This is a genomic window from Flavobacterium sp. TC780, assembly GCF_056783245.1.
On sequence record NZ_JBXBAV010000113.1, the window covers coordinates 1 to 18,316 of the forward strand.

11 protein-coding genes, 2 tRNA genes and 4 pseudogenes are annotated in these 18,316 nt (G+C 33.2%); 11 read left to right on the top strand and 6 right to left on the bottom strand.

Annotated elements, in window-relative coordinates; genetic code table 11:
* The 4 genes and pseudogenes from AC1RYN_RS12230 to AC1RYN_RS12245 all read left to right on the top strand — a co-directional run.
* On the top strand, nt 1-1,096 hold a 1,096-nt coding region (locus AC1RYN_RS12230), incomplete at its 5' end, for a TonB-dependent receptor domain-containing protein (RefSeq protein WP_481807183.1).
* 36 nt (nt 1,097-1,132) lie between these two features.
* Nucleotides 1,133-2,740 (top strand): RagB/SusD family nutrient uptake outer membrane protein, encoded by a 1,608-nt coding sequence (locus AC1RYN_RS12235; RefSeq protein WP_481807184.1) that lies wholly within the window; start codon nt 1,133-1,135, stop codon nt 2,738-2,740.
* A gap of 24 nt (nt 2,741-2,764) precedes the next feature.
* A complete protein-coding gene (locus AC1RYN_RS12240; protein WP_481807185.1) occupies nt 2,765-3,586 on the top strand; it encodes a SusE domain-containing protein in 822 nt (273 codons plus the stop codon).
* Between the two features lie 78 nt (nt 3,587-3,664).
* A pseudogene (locus AC1RYN_RS12245) lies at nt 3,665-6,544 on the top strand (alpha-amylase family glycosyl hydrolase); the annotation flags it as partial.
* On the opposite strand, the gene AC1RYN_RS12250 reads toward AC1RYN_RS12245, so the two are convergent.
* From AC1RYN_RS12250 to AC1RYN_RS12265, 4 genes and pseudogenes are all read right to left on the bottom strand, one after another.
* Complete coding sequence (locus tag AC1RYN_RS12250; protein WP_481807186.1) at nt 6,426-6,860, bottom strand: DUF6814 family protein; 435 nt, start codon at nt 6,858-6,860, stop codon at nt 6,426-6,428. The pseudogene AC1RYN_RS12245 and the gene AC1RYN_RS12250 sit on opposite strands and share 119 nt — an antisense overlap.
* Before the next feature lie 10 nt (nt 6,861-6,870).
* Nucleotides 6,871-8,360, bottom strand: a pseudogene (locus tag AC1RYN_RS12255) (MFS transporter).
* 386 nt (nt 8,361-8,746) lie between these two features.
* Nucleotides 8,747-8,820, bottom strand: a tRNA-Phe gene (locus AC1RYN_RS12260).
* Nucleotides 8,821-8,934: 114 nt separating this feature from the next.
* Nucleotides 8,935-9,007: transfer RNA gene (locus AC1RYN_RS12265), tRNA-Phe, on the bottom strand.
* A gap of 99 nt (nt 9,008-9,106) precedes the next feature.
* On the opposite strand from AC1RYN_RS12265, the gene AC1RYN_RS12270 reads away from it, so the two are divergent.
* The 6 genes and pseudogenes from AC1RYN_RS12270 to AC1RYN_RS12295 all read left to right on the top strand — a co-directional run bounded on the left by AC1RYN_RS12270 (nt 9,107) and on the right by AC1RYN_RS12295 (nt 15,364).
* On the top strand, nt 9,107-9,841 hold the full coding sequence (locus AC1RYN_RS12270; protein WP_481807187.1) for a type III pantothenate kinase: 735 nt from the start codon (nt 9,107-9,109) through the stop codon (nt 9,839-9,841).
* Nucleotides 9,834-11,087, top strand: a complete 1,254-nt coding sequence (gene bamG / locus AC1RYN_RS12275; RefSeq protein WP_481807188.1) for a BamG family beta-barrel-assembly machinery protein — start codon at nt 9,834-9,836, stop codon at nt 11,085-11,087. Before AC1RYN_RS12270 ends, bamG begins: the two co-directional genes overlap by 8 nt.
* Before the next feature lie 47 nt (nt 11,088-11,134).
* A complete protein-coding gene (gene lptC, locus AC1RYN_RS12280) occupies nt 11,135-11,689 on the top strand; it encodes an LPS export ABC transporter periplasmic protein LptC (protein ID WP_481807189.1) in 555 nt (184 codons plus the stop codon).
* Nucleotides 11,690-11,700: 11 nt separating this feature from the next.
* Nucleotides 11,701-11,892, top strand: a complete 192-nt coding sequence (locus AC1RYN_RS12285; protein WP_481807190.1) for a hypothetical protein — start codon at nt 11,701-11,703, stop codon at nt 11,890-11,892.
* Between the two features lie 5 nt (nt 11,893-11,897).
* A complete protein-coding gene (locus AC1RYN_RS12290) occupies nt 11,898-13,157 on the top strand; it encodes a hemolysin family protein (RefSeq protein ID WP_481807191.1) in 1,260 nt (419 codons plus the stop codon).
* A gap of 108 nt (nt 13,158-13,265) precedes the next feature.
* Nucleotides 13,266-15,364 (top strand): annotated as a pseudogene (locus AC1RYN_RS12295) (peptidylprolyl isomerase).
* A gap of 195 nt (nt 15,365-15,559) precedes the next feature.
* On the opposite strand, the gene AC1RYN_RS12300 reads toward AC1RYN_RS12295, so the two are convergent.
* Nucleotides 15,560-16,429 carry a GYDIA family GHMP kinase gene (locus tag AC1RYN_RS12300; RefSeq protein WP_481807193.1) on the bottom strand — a complete coding sequence of 290 codons (870 nt, stop codon included), beginning with the start codon at nt 16,427-16,429 and terminating at the stop codon, nt 15,560-15,562.
* Between the two features lie 134 nt (nt 16,430-16,563).
* A pseudogene (locus AC1RYN_RS12305) lies at nt 16,564-17,882 on the bottom strand (hydroxymethylglutaryl-CoA reductase, degradative).
* A 182-nt stretch (nt 17,883-18,064) separates the two neighbouring features.
* Between AC1RYN_RS12305 and AC1RYN_RS12310 the strand changes: the two are divergent.
* Nucleotides 18,065-18,292: a hypothetical protein gene (locus AC1RYN_RS12310; RefSeq protein WP_481807192.1), complete on the top strand. Its 228-nt coding sequence runs from the start codon at nt 18,065-18,067 to the stop codon at nt 18,290-18,292.
* Nucleotides 18,293-18,316 lie beyond the last annotated feature (24 nt).

Here is an 18,316-nt window from a genome sequence, read left to right on the forward strand (position 1 = left end):
ACAGGATATTTTACCTCAGTATGATTATTTAAGAAGAGTAACTTTAGGAACTATAAATACACAATATCTTTTTAATGGTGTTATTTATAAAGCGGCTAGACCAGAAGGATATAATCCAGATATAAAATGGGAAGATTTGGCAGAGAAAAACGTAGGAGTAGATTTTGGTTTTCTTAACGATAGGATAACAGGTACAATTAACTATTTTGATAAAAAATCAAGTGATCTTTTGGCTGATATTCCTGTTCCTGATGGAGCTAATATTAGAAATAAAGGGTTTAATAATATTGGTAGTGTAAGAACAAAAGGGGTAGAATTTAATCTTCAGTCTGATATTATTAAGAATGACCAATTGACATGGAATGTTGCTGTTAATGCAACTTATATTGATCAAAAAATATCTAACCTAGGGGTTACTGTTCCAGGATTTCAAGGGTATATTACTGGAGATGTCATTGCTGGAGGTTCAGGGAATCAAGTGTTAATACACTCTGAAGGATTTGCTCCAAATTCATTTTTTGTATTTGAGCAATTATATGATGCTAACAAAAGGCCTATTCAAGGTGCTTATGCGGATAGAAACGGTGATGGTGCTATTACTGATGCTGACCGTTACAAATTTCATAAACCAACAGCAGATTACACTTTTGGATTATTTTCTACTTTGAACTATAAAAAGTTTGATTTTACAATGAATTGGAGAGCTAGTTTAGGAAATTATATCTATGATAACGTAAGTTCAGATAAAGGATATTTAGAAGCTGGATTAAGAAGACAGTCGGATTTATCAAATATAAGTGCAGATTATTATAATACTGGTTTTGCTACTGAAAGTAGTTCAAACGGAACGCAACGTAATTATTCAGATTATTTCGTGAAAGATGCTTCTTTTATAAAACTGGATAATGTTACTGTTGGTTATACTTTTGATAAATCAATAATAAAATCAGCTTCTTTGAGATTTACATTAGGAGTTCAGAATGTTTTTGTTCTCACAAAATATAATGGTATAGATCCTGAGAAATTCAACGGAATAGATAATAATGTTTATCCGAGAGCCAGAACATTCTTGTTTGGAGTAAATGCGAATTTTTAATAGTACATCGAAAATTAAATTTTAAAATTAAACAAAATGAAAATATCATTTAAATATATATCTTGTTTTCTCCTATTCATTTTAGGATTAAATATGACGTTTACTTCGTGTACGAGCGACTTAGATGTAACACCAAAGGATGATGATGAATTTCTTTCTGAAGATTTCTTTAAAGATCCAACGTCTTATAAACAGGTATTAGCAAAGCTTTATGCAGGTTTATATGTAGGTGGTAATGATGGAGATGGTGTCCCTGATATTTCAGGTCTTGGAGGTGATTTTAGTAGTTATTTAAGGTTGCTTTTTGTTACTCAGGAGTTTCCTACTGATGAAGCTATTGTAGCTTGGGGTGATGATGGTTTGCCAGCAATGAATGGACAAAGATGGAGTCCTAGTAATCAGTTTTTATATGGAATTTTTTCTAGATCTTTCTATGAAATTAGTGTTGCTAATGAGTTTTTGAGACAAACTACAGATGATAAGTTAGATGCCAGAGGTGTTGATGCTAATTTGAGAGCCCAAATTGTAGCTTTCAGAGCTGAAGCTCGTTTTTTAAGAGCATTTTCATATACTAACTTGATGGATTTGTTTGGTAATGTGCCTATTACGACCGAGGCAGATCCAGTTGGATTCTTTTATCCTGTTCAAAAATCAAGAGCAGAGGTTTTTGCTTTCGTTGAATCAGAACTAAAAGATTTAGATAATACTTTAGTTAATTCTAGAGCTAATGAGTATGGAAGAGTTGATAAAACGGCTGCTAAATTTTTGTTGGCACAGATTTATTTAAATTCTAAAGTGTATACAGGAGTAGCAAAAAATAATGAAGCAGCAATATTATGTAATGAGATTATTAGCAGTTCAGGTTATGTTTTTGCAGATGTTCCTTACCGTAAGTTATTTTCTGCTGATAATGATCGAAATGGAGCTCAAAACGAATTCATTTTTCCAATTATTGGTGACGGTAATGCAATTAGAGCCGTTGGTGGTGGAATGAGTTTTATTCTTCATGCATCTATTGGAGGTACTATGAATCCTGCTGCGCAAGGAATGAATGGTGGTTGGGCAGGTATTAGAGTTAGGCCAGAATTTGTTAAATTATTTCCTGATGCGAATGCTGTTGCAGATCAAAGAGGAACTTTTTATACAGATGGGCAAACTTTAGATATTGCTAATTTTGGAGTGTTTAGTAATGGTTATGCAGTTACAAAATATACCAATGTAAATTCTGATGGTACAGCTGCACAAAGAACAGATGTTCCTGATACTGATTTTCCGATGTATAGATTATCAGATGTGTATTTAATGTATGCAGAGGCAACACTTAGAGGAGCTTCTTCTGGGGATGCTGTTACTGCTTTAGGTTATATAAATAAAATAAGAACTAGAGCAGGTGCCGGAGTTATTTCAGCTTCAGACTTGACACTTGATTTTATTTTAGATGAAAGAGCAAGAGAGTTGTTTTGGGAATGTCATAGAAGAACAGATTTGATTCGTTTCGGGAAATTCACAGGAGGGACTAAAATCTGGCAATGGAAGGGTGGCGTTAAAAATGGTAGTGCTACAGATTCATTCAGAGATTTAATGCCAATTCCTTCAACAGCTATTCAGGCAAATCCAACTTTAAAACAAAACCCGGGATACTAACTAACCTTATAAAAATAAAATAAAATGAAAAATATATATAAAGTTTTAATCGCATTCATTGGTATTTTAACAGTATCGTGTAATGCTGATGATGTGGAAAATAGACCAGTGATAGAGCCAGTTACAGCGCCAGTTTTACTTACACCTCAAAATGATTTTAATATTGTTCTTACAAAAGAGAATGAAACAGAAATTGCAACTACTGTTGTTTGGAATGATGCAAAATATGATGGTACAGCAACAGTTGTAAATTATACTATTGAAGTTGCAAAAGCAGGTACTAAATTTGCGGCTCCTATAGCTGTAACTACAACAACAACTCGTTACAAAGCTTTAACAGTAGCAGAGTTAAATTCTGCTTTAGTTAATGGAGGTTTTATTGAAAAAGAAGAAAATAGTGTAGATATTCGTATTAAAGCTACAGTAGGTGTTGGAGCTGAGGCACAATATTCTAATTTTTATACTTTTAAAGCAACCCCATATCACGTACCATTGGCAAGTTCACATTGGTTAGTTGGAGAGGCTACGCCAGGAGGTTGGTCTTGGGATGGAGATGCAGAAACTGAATTTCCATTGGTAGCAGGACAAACTAATGTTTATGAAGTAAAAGTTATTCTTAAGCAAGGAAAAGCTTTTAGAGAGTTTTTAGCAAATGATTTTACAAGTGGTGGTAATTGGGGAGCAACTAATAGCCGTAACTATACTTATTATGCAGATGCGGGTTATACGATTGATTCAGAGTTAGTAAATGCAAATGATGGGGATAAAAATTTCAAATATACTGGACCAACTGGACCTAGAGTTTTAAGAATAGATAACAATGCAAAAACAATAACATTGGATTAATCCTCTATATAAATAATTTAAAGGCTATCTCATGGATAGCCTTTTTTTATAAAATTAACCAACCAAACCAACCAGATTATGAAAAAAACTATACTATTATCCTTCTTGTTGTTGTGGGGTATTGCTACTCATGCGCAACAAATAACAGTATCACCTGCTGTATTTCAGGTTGATGAACCTATAACAATTACTGTATCTTTTACATCGGCAACTTGTAATGAAATGGGAGCAAATCCCACAAAAGTATATATGCATGCAGGAATTGGGACAGAGGCTAACCCATGGACAACTGCAAAAGGAAATTGGGGGGCAGATGATGGAATTGGATTAATGACCAGAAATCCAAATGGGACTTGGAGTATTGTTATTACACCGAGTGTTTACTTCGGATTAACAACAACACAACAAGCTGCAGCTGTAAAAATGGGAATGGTGTTTAGAAACGCTGCTGGTACTCAAACGCTAAAACTTGCGCCATCTTGTTCTGATTTTTTTGTTAAGGTTGGTATTTTTCAAGCGGCTTTAACTTCACCACTAGAAAATAGTAATACTATTGTGGTAAGTGGGGGTAATTTAAATATTACCGCTACAAATACAAATGGAGCTGCGAGTTATAGCTTAAAGGCAAATGGAGTCGTTTTGAATACTAATCCGAGTACTTCGAGTTATGTGTTTAATCATGTAAATATTATAGGAAATCAGAGTTATGAATTAAGTATAACCCAAAGCGGAACAACTATTGTTAAAAAATTTACGGCAATAGTTAATCCTGGAGCTGTATCGGCAGCGATGCCAGCGGGATTAGTAGATGGGATAAATTACAATGCTACTGACGTTACAAAAGCAACACTAGTTCTAGATGCTCCGTTAAAAGATTTTGTGTATGTGGCAGGAAGCTTTAATAATTGGACACCTACTAGTTCTTATGTAATGAAAAAAGATCCAACTTCGGGTAAGTTCTGGCTAGAGTTAACAGGATTAGTTTCGGGAGAAAATAATACGTATCAATATTGGGTAGTTGCTAATTCGCCAATTGCTAATTCACCTTCATTAGTAAAAACGGCAGATCCTTATTCTACCTTAGTTTTATCTCCTTTTGATGATTCTGGAATTCCCTCTGCTAGCTATCCAAATATGCCCGTTTATCCAGTAGGGCAAGAGCGTGAAGTTACTGTTTTAAAAACAGGGCAACTATCGTATCCTTGGAAAGTAACAAATTTTGTTAAACCAGAAAAAGAGAAATTAGTAGTTTATGAGGTTTTAGTACGTGATTTTGATGCAGCCAGAAATTATCAAAGTTTAATAGATAGGATAGATTATTTTAAAAACTTAAAAGTAAATGCTATAGAATTAATGCCTGTTATGGAATTTGAAGGCAATGAAAGTTGGGGGTATAATACTTCATTTCATATGGCTTTAGATAAGTTTTATGGAACTTCGGATAAGCTTAAAGAATTTATTGATTTATGTCATCAAAACGGAATTGCAGTTATTTTAGATGTAGCTTTAAATCATGCTTTTGGTCGAAATCCAATGGTAAGAATGTGGATGAACGATCCAGATAATGACGGTTGGGGTTCACCATCGGCGGATAATCCATATTTTAATACAATAGCTAAGCATAGCTACAGTGTAGGGGAGGATTTTAATCATCAGCAAGCAAGAACTCAAAACTATGTAAAACGAGTAATTCAACATTGGATTGAGGAATATAAAATTGATGGATTTCGTTGGGATCTAACCAAAGGCTTCACGCAAAATTGTAATGCAGGTGATGAATCGTGTACAAATAATTTTCAGCAAGACAGGGTAGATGTTTTAAAAACGTATGCCGATTATTCCTGAAGTCTCTATCGAACACATTATGCAATTTTTGAACATCTAGGAAGTGATGTTGAAGAAAAAGAATGGGCAAATTATAGAATCAATGATCCTATAAGTAAAGGAGTTATGATGTGGGGGAAAATGACCAATGCATATAATCAATTGTCAATGGGATATGCAACAGAAAGTAATATTTCTAGAATGACAAGTGATAATCATGGTTTTACTGCAAATCGTTTAATGGGATATGCTGAAAGTCATGATGAAGAGCGATTAATGTATAAAAATATTCAATATGGTAATAGTAATAATGGCAGTCATAATGTGAAGGATTTTAATACAGCGTTGTCTAGAATGTCAGCTATTGGAGCAGTATCTTTATTAATTCCTGGTCCAAAAATGATATGGCATTTTGGAGATTTAGGTTGGGATGCTTCTATTTTTGCATGTAATAATGGAATTGTAAATGATGAATCGGGAACAATTCCTGGAGACTGTAAACTGGATACAAAACAACAGCCTCAATGGACAGGTAATTGGTTAGGAAATTCAAGCCGAAACAAAATTTATAACGATTGGGCAAAAATGATTACAATGAAAACTGTTGAGCCTGTTTTCTCAGGAACAGTAACAGTTTCTAATACAAATTCATTATCTCCAAATATAAAAATCACGAATAGTGCATTGGAATCGACTAAGCTAAAAGACGTCTTGATTCTGGCAAATTTTGATGTAACCGATCAAAGTGTTGCTACAGGTTTTCCATATCCAGGTGTTTGGTATAACTTAATGGATAATACATTTATTAATGTAACTAATGTGGCAGCTACAATTGCAATTCCACCTGGAGAACTTAGAATTTACGGTAATAAGGAAGCGTTGTTGGCTATAGAAAATTTTGAAAAACCAACTGCAATTACTTTGTATCCCAATCCTGTTTCGGATTATTTTACTTTAAATACATCAGTTTCAAAAGTAGCCATCTATTCTTTGACAGGGCAATTAGTGAAAAGTTTTACTGGAAGTGGTAAGATGACTTCAGAATTTTCGGTAAGTGAATTAAACGCAGGTTTATATATCGTGAAAGTAACAAATGAAAACAACAATACACAAGTATTAAAGTTTTTTGAAAAAATAAATTATTGGTTGAGTTAGTGTGAAAGGCTGTTATTATTGCAACAGGCAGTTTTTTGATTTTAAGTATTTTAGGGAATAGGGAATGTAATTTATTTTCTTTTATCATACTCTCCAATAAAGAAAAATAACCAAAAGTACCAAGTCCTAAAACGATAAGAGGCGTGAGTATAAATAAGATTATAATTCCGAAGACTAAATCATCTTGCTTGTCGGAAACAAGTTTTGGTAATCCAAATTCAAAAATACAAAAGTAAGCTGCCGCAATAGACAGTATTATCCATAGTATTCCTAGTATTCGTTTTAGTAAATTCATCGTAAAAGAATTAAATGTGAGTGTTTTTGTCTTTATTGTCAATGTAAATCATTCCTATGACGAAACATACTGAAGCTATATTAATACGGGTACCAAAGGCCATCAAGGTAAAAATCAGGTTTACCAACTTGTTTAGAATGGGTTACAAAATAGGTTGAAATGGCAGGAAGTTAAACCACCAAGATTCATTTCCAACATGATAAGGCAGTGACATTGATGTGTATCTTACTTTTTTGCAGGAAACATCTCTACCAAGAAGCTGCAATAGGGCCATAAACCATTGTTACAAATAAGACCTAACAAAAACTAGAAAAATCAATGCCCATTTATCTTGAGAATTAATTGTGATTGTAGTTTGTCTTCGGGGTCAATTTTTTCAGCATGATTTATTTTTTAGTTGCAGCAATCGTCCCATCTGAATATTCATTGTTTATAATAACGTAATGTTCTTTTTTGTTGTTATTTTGGGATTCAGTTGTATATGTGTTTGAGATAATTTTGTTGTCTAGATTTACGGTTTCATACATTTGCTTGTATATAGGTCTGTAGAGTAGGATTGCGAGTAGCATTCCACCCATCATAATATATTTTCGTCCTATTTTTATTGCTCAGCCATCAAAACTTGTCCAAAAAACGGAGTGCCAAGTAGTAGTGCAATTCCTAGTAAGCTATCTACTTAGAAGATTGAATACTCATTACTGTTTTCCATGAAACTCATGGCATAAATTGCCCAGTGTACCAAACAACTCCTTGCCCCATTGTTGCTCCAAATAAAGCAAGTAAAACAAATTTTAGGTTATATCTATTTCCGAAACTTTCTTTAAAGGGTTTATGCTTATGCTTCCTTCTTTTTTAGCTTTAGCAAAAACGGAAATTCGTCCATGTTTTTTCGTATAGATACGAAACCCCTACCATTGCAATAGATACCCAAAAAGGGACACGCCATCCCCAAGAATCAAATGCTCGGCCATAGGGTATTTTTTGTAGCTAAAATAACCATTAAGGAAATAAAAAGTCCAACGGTTGCTGTAGTTTGAATACCACGAAGTCCAATAACCGCATTGTCCAGACAGGAGCATATTCAGCAACATAGGTTGCTGCGCCGCCATATTCTCCGCCAAGCGCAAGACCTTGTAGTAATCGTAAAATTAAGACCAATAACGGAGCTAAGAAACCAATGGTTTCATAACTAGGGATACAGCCGATTAAAAAAGTAGAGCATCCCATTAATAATAGGGTTGCCATGAAGGTGTATTTTCTTCCAATTAAGTCCCCAAGGCGTCCAAAAAATAAAGCGCCAAAGGGCCTAACAACAAAACCTGCTGCAAAAGTGGCTAAAGTGGCTAAAAAAGATGCCGTTGGATTGTCGGAGGGAAAGAATTTTGTATAAATAACAACAGCCAAACTTCCAAAAATATAAAAATCATACCATTCTATCATTGTTCCCATAGAAGAGGCCGAAATAACTTTCCAAATTCCTTTAGTAGAAGTTTTACTCATGAAGTAACTGTGTTTTTGCTAATAAATAAATGTGTATTGTATTGTTTTACGAATATATGGGATATTTTTTTATTTAGTTAATGATTTTTTAACAAAAACAATTTAATTAGTTGACTTGTGATTTTAGTTGCATCGAGGATTATTGAAAAGGTATGTATAAGGTTGTTTAACTGCATAGAGTATAAAGTAAAGATGCAAAGATTTCAAATCTTTATTGTAAATAGCTTTTTTTTATCAACGCAAATAAATGTTTTTGGTATTTGAAAATTTTATTATCTGTTATTGATGGTTTCTCCAATATAGGATTTTTGAGAAGAATTGGATTAAATGATGTATTTCTGAAGAAAGTATTAAAAACAGAAAACCCACTCGTTTGAGTGGGTTTTGTGGTACTCCAGGGATCGAACCAGGGACACATGGATTTTCAGTCCATTGCTCTACCATCTGAGCTAAGGTACCGTGCTTATTGCGGGTGCAAATATAGAATGTTTTTTAGTTTATACAAGGTAAATCTAAAGAAAGAATTCTATTTATCGAGTAAAAACAGAAAACCCACTCGTTTGAGTGGGTTTTGTGGTACCTCCAGGGATCGAACCAGGGACACATGGATTTTCAGTCCATTGCTCTACCATCTGAGCTAAGGTACCGTGCTTGTTGCGGGTGCAAATATAGAATGTTTTTTAGTTTCTCCAAAACAATTTTTAAAAAAAATCAATTCGTATCTTCGCAGCAGTAAATAATAAGATATGGTTTTAACAATCGATGTTGGAAATACGCGTATTAAAGGTGCTGTTTTTGAGAATAATACTGCTTTGGAATTTTTTATTTTTGATAAAAAGGAGCTCGAAATAAGTGTCAAAAAAATTTTAAAAAAATTTGAAAAAGTAACAGACTTGGTTGTTGCGTCGGTTGGAAATGTAGAAAAAGAGGCGTTTTTAGTTTTTAATGATGATGTAAATGTTTGTTTTTTGACAAATGAAGATTGTTTTCCGTTTAAAAATAAGTATGCTACACCCAAAACTTTAGGAATAGATCGAATAGTACTTGCTAGCGGAGCAACATTACAATATCCTAAGAAAAATAGATTAATTATTGATGCTGGAACTTGTATTACATACGATTTTGTCGATGAAAATGATAATTATTTAGGAGGAGCTATATCTCCAGGATTGCGATTAAGGTATGAAGCACTTCATAATTATACGGCAAAACTTCCGTTATTAACATTTGAAGAGCCAGAAAGATATATCGGTAATTCGACTCCCGAATCAATGCATTCAGGGGTTGTCAATGGATTCGTCTATGAAATAGACGGTTTTATCGATCAATACAAAGCAGATTACTTAAATTTTATAATAATTTTAACGGGTGGTGATGCACTTTTTTTGGCTAAACGATTAAAAAATACCATATTTGCCAATTCAAATTTCTTATTAGAAAGTTTGAACCAAACATTTCAATATAAAATCAACAATGATTAAAAAAATTATAATAAGCGCTTGCTTACTTTTGTCATTCGTATCTTTTGCTCAGCAAGGAACATCTTCCCCTTATTCTTTTTATGGAATTGGTGATGTAAGGTTTAAAGGAACTGTCGAAAGTCGTTCTATGTCGGGTATTGCGATAGAGCAAGATAGTATTCATATTAATTTGGAGAACCCTGCGAGTTATGCGAATTTAAAATTAACAAGTTTTACTGTAGGGGGGACATTTAATTCAAGTACATTAAAAACTACTAGAGAATCGGCAAAAGCGCAAAGAACAACCTTAGACTATATAGCTGTAGGTTTGCCTTTAGGAAAAAAGTTTGGAGTAGGTTTTGGATTAATTCCATATTCATCTGTAGGGTATCAAATTGAATCTCTTGCAGTAAATAATGGAGGTAATAATAAAAGATTTGATGGATCAGGTGGATTAAATAAAGTTTATTTTGGACTTGCATATAAAGTTAAGCCGAATTTAAGTATTGGAGCAGATGTTCAATATGATTTCGGTAAAATACAAACAACTAGTTTAGAGTTTGTTACTGATGTTCCAGTTGGGACTAGAGAATTAAATACAACTTATTTGTCTGGAGTTAATTTTAACTTAGGTGCCATGTACCAGTACAAGATAAATAAAAAATTATCTTTCTTTAGTAGTGCAACATATACTTTACAAAGTAAATTGACTTCTGAAAACACAAGAAATATTTCAACAGGAATGCTTGGTTCTGGACTTAATTTTACTGTTTTGGATCCAGGAGAAGATTTAAAAGATAAAGTTGATGTAGATATGCCGTTTAAATTAGCTTTGAGTGCGGGTGTAGGAGAGGCTAGAAAGTGGTTGATTGGAGGAAAAGTTACATACCAAAACTCAGTTGATCAGTCAAGTATATACAATGCTGCACCAAATGTAGGATATGGAAAATCTGCAAGTGCAAGCTTGGGAGGTTACTATGTTCCTAATTATAGCTCTTTTTCAGGATACTTTAATAGAGTTACTTATAGAGCAGGTCTTAAATATGAAAGAACAGCTTTGATAATTAATTCACAGCGTGTAAATGATATTGGACTTACACTTGGAGCTGGATTTCCAATTTCAGGAACATTTTCTAATATCAATTTCGGAATGGAGTTTGGAAAAAGAGGAACTACATCGGCAGGTTTAATTCAAGAGAATTATGCTAATTTTAGTCTTGGTTTCTCATTAAACGATAAATGGTTCGAAAGAAGCAAGTTTAATTAATCCAGATTATAAACTCTATAAAATAGAGTTTAATACCTTATTAGTGAATGAATTTACTTAAAAAACATAGTATCATTCCTGGACTCGTAATTTTTATTACGATGTTTTTTCTAGGATGTGAAGGCAATTTTAAAGACGTACAAAGAAGTAATTTTGTAGAGTTTGTTCCTGCTAGTGATGCTGATAATGTCAATATAAAATATACCGACTCAGGGCTTATTTCGGGAATTTTAATAAGCCCCAAGATGTTGGATTACTCTAATGTTAGTTTTCCTTTTACTGATTTTCCAAAAGGAATAGATGTGACTTTGTATGATAAAAAACGCAAACGCACCTATGTAGTAGCAAATTATGCTATTTCGTATAAACAAACTTCGGTTATCGATTTACAAGGGAAAGTAAAAATCACTACAGATGAAGGTCAGATGTTAGAGACAGAGCAATTGTATTTTGATCAGAAAAACGAATGGTTTTATACCGAAAGAAAGTTTAAATTTACAGATGCAAAAGGAGTTTCATACGGTCAGGGAATTGATTTTAGCAAAGATTTTAAAATAATAAACTCTCAACGAATAAACGGAGAGATAGAAACTGAAGAATAAAAATAATAATTATGGGTTACTTAAAATATACACAATACGCTTATTTAATAGTTGCAATTCTTTTTCTTTATGAGGGAATAATGAAAATAAGTGCAGGTGAAGCTACTCCCTGGTTAAGTTTTTTGATTGCAGGAATGGGAATTTTTATGTTCTTCTTTAGGAGAAAATTTGCTAATAAACTTGACAATCGTAATAAAAAATAATAAAAATGGAGATTAGTATTATAATACTATGTTTAATACTATCAGCCTTTTTTTCGGGTATGGAAATTGCGTTCATATCTTCGAATAAAATTTATCTAGAGATTGAGAAGAAGCAGGAGAACTTCTTGTCTAAAATTCTTACTAAGCTTACCGAAAAACCTTCAAAATTTATAGCGGCTATGCTTATTGGAAACAATATTGCAATAGTTGTTTATAGTTTTTTTATGGGTGACTTGCTCTTAAAGGCACTTGTGGAGTTTGGATATCACTTTTCGAATGTTATTAGTTTACTTGTTCAAACGGCGATTTCTACTTTTTTTGTTTTAATCACTGCAGAGTTTTTTCCGAAAGTATTTTTTCAGATTTATGCAAATTCATTAATTAAGTTTCTTGCAATTCCAGCATATTTTTTCTATTGGCTTTTTTATTATGTTTCTACTTTTTTTATCTGGATTTCAGATTTTATTTTGCGTAGATTTTTTAAGACTGAGGGAGATCAGGTTCAGCTTTTCTTTAGTAAAGTAGAACTTGGAAATTATATTTCAGAGCAAATGAGTACGGTAGAGGATAATGAAGAAGTTGATTCGGAGATACAGATATTTCAGAATGCTTTAGAGTTTTCGGGAGTAAAAGCAAGAGACATAATGACGCCTCGTACCGAAATTGATGCTGTTGATTTATTTGATACTATAGATGAACTTAAGGCCTTGTTTGTAGAGACGGGATATTCTAAAATACTTGTTTATCAAAACTCATTAGATGATATTTTGGGATATGTGCATTCTTTCGATTTGTTCAAAAAGCCAGAAACAATAAAATCAGTATTGATTCCTGTAGAGTTTGTTCCGGAAACAGTTTATATAAAAGATGTTTTGAACTTGCTTACCAAGAAACGAAAAAGCGTAGCGGTAGTGTTGGATGAATATGGAGGAACTTCAGGAATAATAACCGTCGAAGATATTGTAGAAGAGTTATTTGGAGAGATTGAAGACGAACATGATTCCGACGAAGAATTAATAGAAAAAGAATTAGGAGAAGGTAAATATATTTTTTCAACCCGATTTGATGTTGAGTATTTAAATGAGACATATAAAATGAATATCCCAGAAAGTGATTCATATGGTACCTTGGGAGGTTTTATTGTGGATCATACAAAAGAAATTCCACAAATAGGAGAAGAAATCACTATTGGGAACTACCATTTTGTGATAGAAGAGGCAACAAATAAGAAAATAGAATTAGTTAAAATGACTATAAAAGAGTGATTTTTTTTAGAAAAATAAAAAATCTTGGAAAATAAATTGCTACTAGTATTATTATTAGCTAGATAATTGTATTTTCGCAAACTGAATATAAAATTAACAACAATAAAAATGGCAGTTTTAGCAAAAATTAGACAACGTTCCGCTTTATTGATAGGCGCTATTGCACTTGCATTATTCGCATTTATCATTCAAGATCTTTTCAGTAGTGGAAATTTTGGTGAGAGTTCAAAAGACGTAGGAAGCATCAATGGAAAAGATATTTCATTTGAAGATTTTAGAATCAAAGTTAGTAGTGTTGAAAAAAGTGGACAAGGAATAACTTCCACTGAAGCTGCAAACAGAGTTTGGGATCAAGAGGTTTCTATTGCTTTGTTATCATCAGAGTTTGATAAATTAGGATTAAGAGTAGGTGAAAAACATTTACTTGAGGTTTTAAAAGCTGACCAAAATATCGGAAAAAATCCAATGTTCTTAAATGCAGCAGGGATTTTTGACGTAGCAAAATTTAAAGAATATTTTAAAGCAAATCCAGAGCAAGCTCAATATTTAAAAGATAGAGAGAAAGATGCAGATTTGAACGCAAAATATCAAATATACAATACGTTGATTAAAGCGGGTCTTTATACTACTGTAGCTGAAGGTAAGTTGAAATATGAAATGGAAGCAAACAAAGTTAACTTTGCATATGCAGCTGGTTTATATTCTTCTATCAAAGATAGCGATGTAAAAGTATCAGATTCTGAAATCGTTGATTTCATGAAAAAAGACGAAAAGAAATTTAAAGCAGATGAAACTCGTGAAGTTCAGTATGTTTTAATAGAAGATAAAGCATCTAAAGAAGACGAAGCTGAAATTAAAGCAAAAGTAACAGCATTATTATCTGGAAGTGTTGTTTACAACCAAAAAACAGGTAAAAACGATACTTTGCCAGGGTTTAAATCAGCTAAGAATATAGCTGACTTTGTAAATTCAAATTCAGATGTACCTTACGATTCAACCTATGTAGCTAAGAAAGATTTACCAGCTGTAGATGCGGATAAATTATTTAGTCTTGCTCCAGGAGAAGTTTACGGACCTTATGTTTTTGGAAATTACTACTGTATTTCAAAATCTTTAGGATTTAAAGCAGGAGTTAATGCAAAAGCAAGTCATATCTTAATTAGTTATGAAGGTACTCAGGTTCCAAATCAAAAGAAAGAAGAACTAAAGAGCAGGCAAAGGCTAAAGCAGAAGAAATTTTGGCTCAAGTTAATGCAAATCCAGATAGTTTCTTAATGTTAGCTTTTACAGCTTCAGATGATTCATCGGCACAACAAGGTGGCGATTTAGGATATTTTGGTCAAAACCAAATGGTAAAACCATTCAATGATTTTGTTTTCAATAATTCAATTGGAAAAATAGGATTAGTAGAAACTCCTTTTGGTTTCCATATTATCAAAATTACAGACAAACAAGACGGTATTCGTTTAGCAACTGTAGCTCAAAAGATCGAAGCTTCAGAAGCAACTTCTGATAGAGTATTTACTCAAGCAACTAAATTTGAAATGGACGCTGCTGATAAAGATTTTAATAAAGTTGCAAAAGACATGAAATTAACCGTTTCTCCAGCAGTTACTGTAAAAGGAATGGACGAGAATTTTGGACCATTAGGAAATCAAAGAACTATCGTAAGATGGGCTTTTGAAAAAGGAACAAGTAAAGGAGATGTTAAACGTTTTGAGGTAGCTAATATCGGTCACGTTATTGTACAGCTTAAAAGTATTAACAAAACAGGTTTAGTATCTGTAGATGTTGCAAGACCTTATGTAGAGCCAATTCTTAAGAACAAGAAAAAGGCTGAAATTCTTAAAGCTAAAATGAACGGTACTACTATCGAAGCAATTGCTAAGAGTGCTGGAGTAGCTGTACAACAAGCAACAGATGTTACTATGAGTAACCCAGTTTTACCTGGTGGAGTTGGTCAAGAGCCAAAAGTTGTAGGTAATGCATTTGCTTTGGCAGCAGGTAAATTATCTGCTCCAATTGAAGGTAATACAGGTGTATATGTTGTTAAAAATAATAGCACTATAAAAGCACCAGCTTTAAAAGACCACGCAGCTTATGTTGCTCAAGTTAAAGCTCAAAGTGCACAAGATGTAAACAGAATACTTCCTGCATTGAAAGATAATGCTAAAATCGTTGATAACAGAGCTCACTTTAGCTACTAGTTTTATTACGACTTATATAAAAGATTAAATTGGAAATCCCGAAATATTTATATTTCGGGATTTTTTTTTGTTTTATAGTTTGGGATTTTGTCCTGCAAGGTGTTTGTTTTGTTGTTGATCATGTTGTGTTGGCTATAAAGCCAAAAAAAAACCTTGTTAGAGTATAGCAAGGTTTTGTGTTTTTTGAAATTTGGTCTAAGCCAATATCATTTCGTTATAGGGAATTATTGTTTTGTATCCTTTGGTAGTAAAATATTCTGTTGGGTTATCTTTGGATATTGCCATTACAAAATCACCTCCCCAAGCGCCAAGACTTTTTATAACACCGTCAAAATCGGGAAGAACTTTTTCTTTGATGGTTTGCATTTCTAAAATATTGCTCATCTCAGCTTCGTGAATGGCGAGTTTTTCAGCAAATTCTTTTCCAGTTTTAGCATGTATAACGGCTTGCGTTATCTTGTCGTTATTGGCAATTATCTTTGATAGGTGACTGTTTTTGTTGTTGTAATAGGCTGTTATGGCTGCTTTACTGCTTTGTTTTTTGTTTAAGTATACAAAGTGTATATTCTGACTGAATTCAGGATTAAAGTCTATGGCTTCTACAATTGGTAAATCTTGTTGTAGATGATACAATATAGGAGTGTTGTTTTGTGCACAGGCAATATCGTATCCGCTCCCTCCAAAACTGTTTTTAAGAAGCGTAAAGGCATCGATTTTTGTCCATTGAGCAATATTGTTTAATAATGTCGATGATGCGCCTAAGCCCCAGTTTTTAGGAAAAGTAAGCTGTGTGCTTATTTGGTATCCTTCGGATTGGGTTAAAAATTCTGGATTTAAAGAATAAGCTTCGTGCAGAATATTTATTAATGTAGTTTTTACTGTTTCAGTTTTTGGCTCAGGATTGTCTATTATTTCTTTAAAAGTTATAATGTCTTCAAACCAAATACTGTTATCGGCATCGTAACTTTTCCATTGTATTTCTTGGTTTTCTCCTTTGCAACAATTAAACTTTGTCCAAATTTTGTTGGTAATGCAAATGCTTTTGCTCCATCTAATACTAAGTATTCTCCGGTTATTAAAAGCTTTCCGTTACTATAAAAAGTTGTTTTCATGCATTTGTTTTTAGCCCCGATGGCAGGTCCTTTATGTTTTGTCTTTAAAAACATAAAGATATAACGTACAGCGGGAATGGCTCCTTATTATTTTCTTAGGTTTTCAATAAATTCAACTACTGCACTATGTGATATGGTGTGGTTTTTAAAATGGTTTTTAATCAAATGACGTTCGTTGTCATCGGCAGCAAATTGATTAATGATATTATTAATATGCATTTTCATATGTCCCTCCTGAATTCCAGTAGTGGTTAATGAACGTAATGCTGCAAAGTTTTGTGCTAAACCTGCAACGGCTACAATTTGCATTAACTGTGGAGCTGATGGATTTTCTAGCATTTGCAATGAAAACTTTACCAACGGATGTAAAGAGGTTAGTCCGCCAACGGTTCCTAATGCAAGTGGCATATCTAGCCAGAATGTGAAAATTCCATCTTCTATTTTAGCATGAGATAAACTCGAGTATTGTCCGTTTCTAGATGCGTAAGCGTGAACTCCTGCTTCGACTGCGCGGAAATCATTTCCTGTGGCAAGTATTACAGCATCAGATCCATTCATGATTCCTTTGTTGTGGGTTACGGCGCGGAATGGTTCCACCTCGGCAATTTGAACTGCTTGCACAAATCGTTCGGCAAATTCCTGAGGATTTGGTATGTGTTTTTCGGCTAATGCATCTATAGGACATGAAACTTCTGCTCTTACGATACAGTTTGGGACATAGTTAGAGAGAATACTCATGATGACTTTTACCTCTTCATTGGTTTCTGTAAACAATTCGTATTCCTGAGAAGCTTCTTTTAATGTTTTAGCAAATTGCTCTAAACATGAATTTATAAAATTGGCTCCCATGCTGTCTTTGGTTTCAAAGGTTGCATGAAGCTGAAAGTAATTTGGTAATAAATTGGTTTTGTCTTTTAGAACAATGTCAAGAATTCCGCCACCACGCTGTTGCATGTTTTTGGTTATGTTTTCGGTATCACTAAAAAATTTACTTTTTGTTTGTGCAAAAAATAAGTTCAGTTTAGAAACATCACCATTAAAGGTAAAATGTACCTGACCTATTTTTTCGGTGTTGATTACTCTAACTTTAAACCCGCCACGAGTTGACCAAAACTTGGCCGCTTTTGAAGCTGCTGCAACAACCGAACTCTCTTCGATTGCCATTGGTATTGTGGTATATTTGTCGTTAATCAGGAAATTTGGAGCTACACCAAGCGGAATATAAAAATTGGTTATAGTGTTTTCGATGAATTCATCATGTAATTTCTGTAATTTTTCATCGGTATTCCAGTAACTTTTAAGTAAGAAAACTGCTTTTTCTGCATCTAAGAAAAGTACTTTTTTGCAATCCAGTTTATTTTTTCTTCTTTGGATAATTTAGAAAATCCAGCAACGGCGTTGTTCATTCTCAATTGATTAAATGGTAGTATTGCTACAAAGATACCATTTTAACGGTTTTGTTTGTAATGTAATTACGGACATTAAATAATATAAAAAAACCAATTTGTTAACATTTAACACTTGAAATGTATATTATGTGTATTTTTTTCACTAAAATTGGGCTCTTTTTTATATTTAACTCATTTGTATGAATACAAGCAAACTTACCGCATTACTTTTATTTATTTGTTTTACTGTTTTTGGTCAACAAAAAATCACTGTAGATGACGTTTTTAGCGGAATATTTCGAACTAAAGAAATGTTTAAACTACAATCACTACAAAATGCCAATCAATATACTGACAAAATTTTGATCGGGCGAGTAGAAGTATGCAAATTGATTTGTACGATTATGCTACAGGTGCTGCCTCCCTAACAACAGGAGCAAGGTATTAACCTT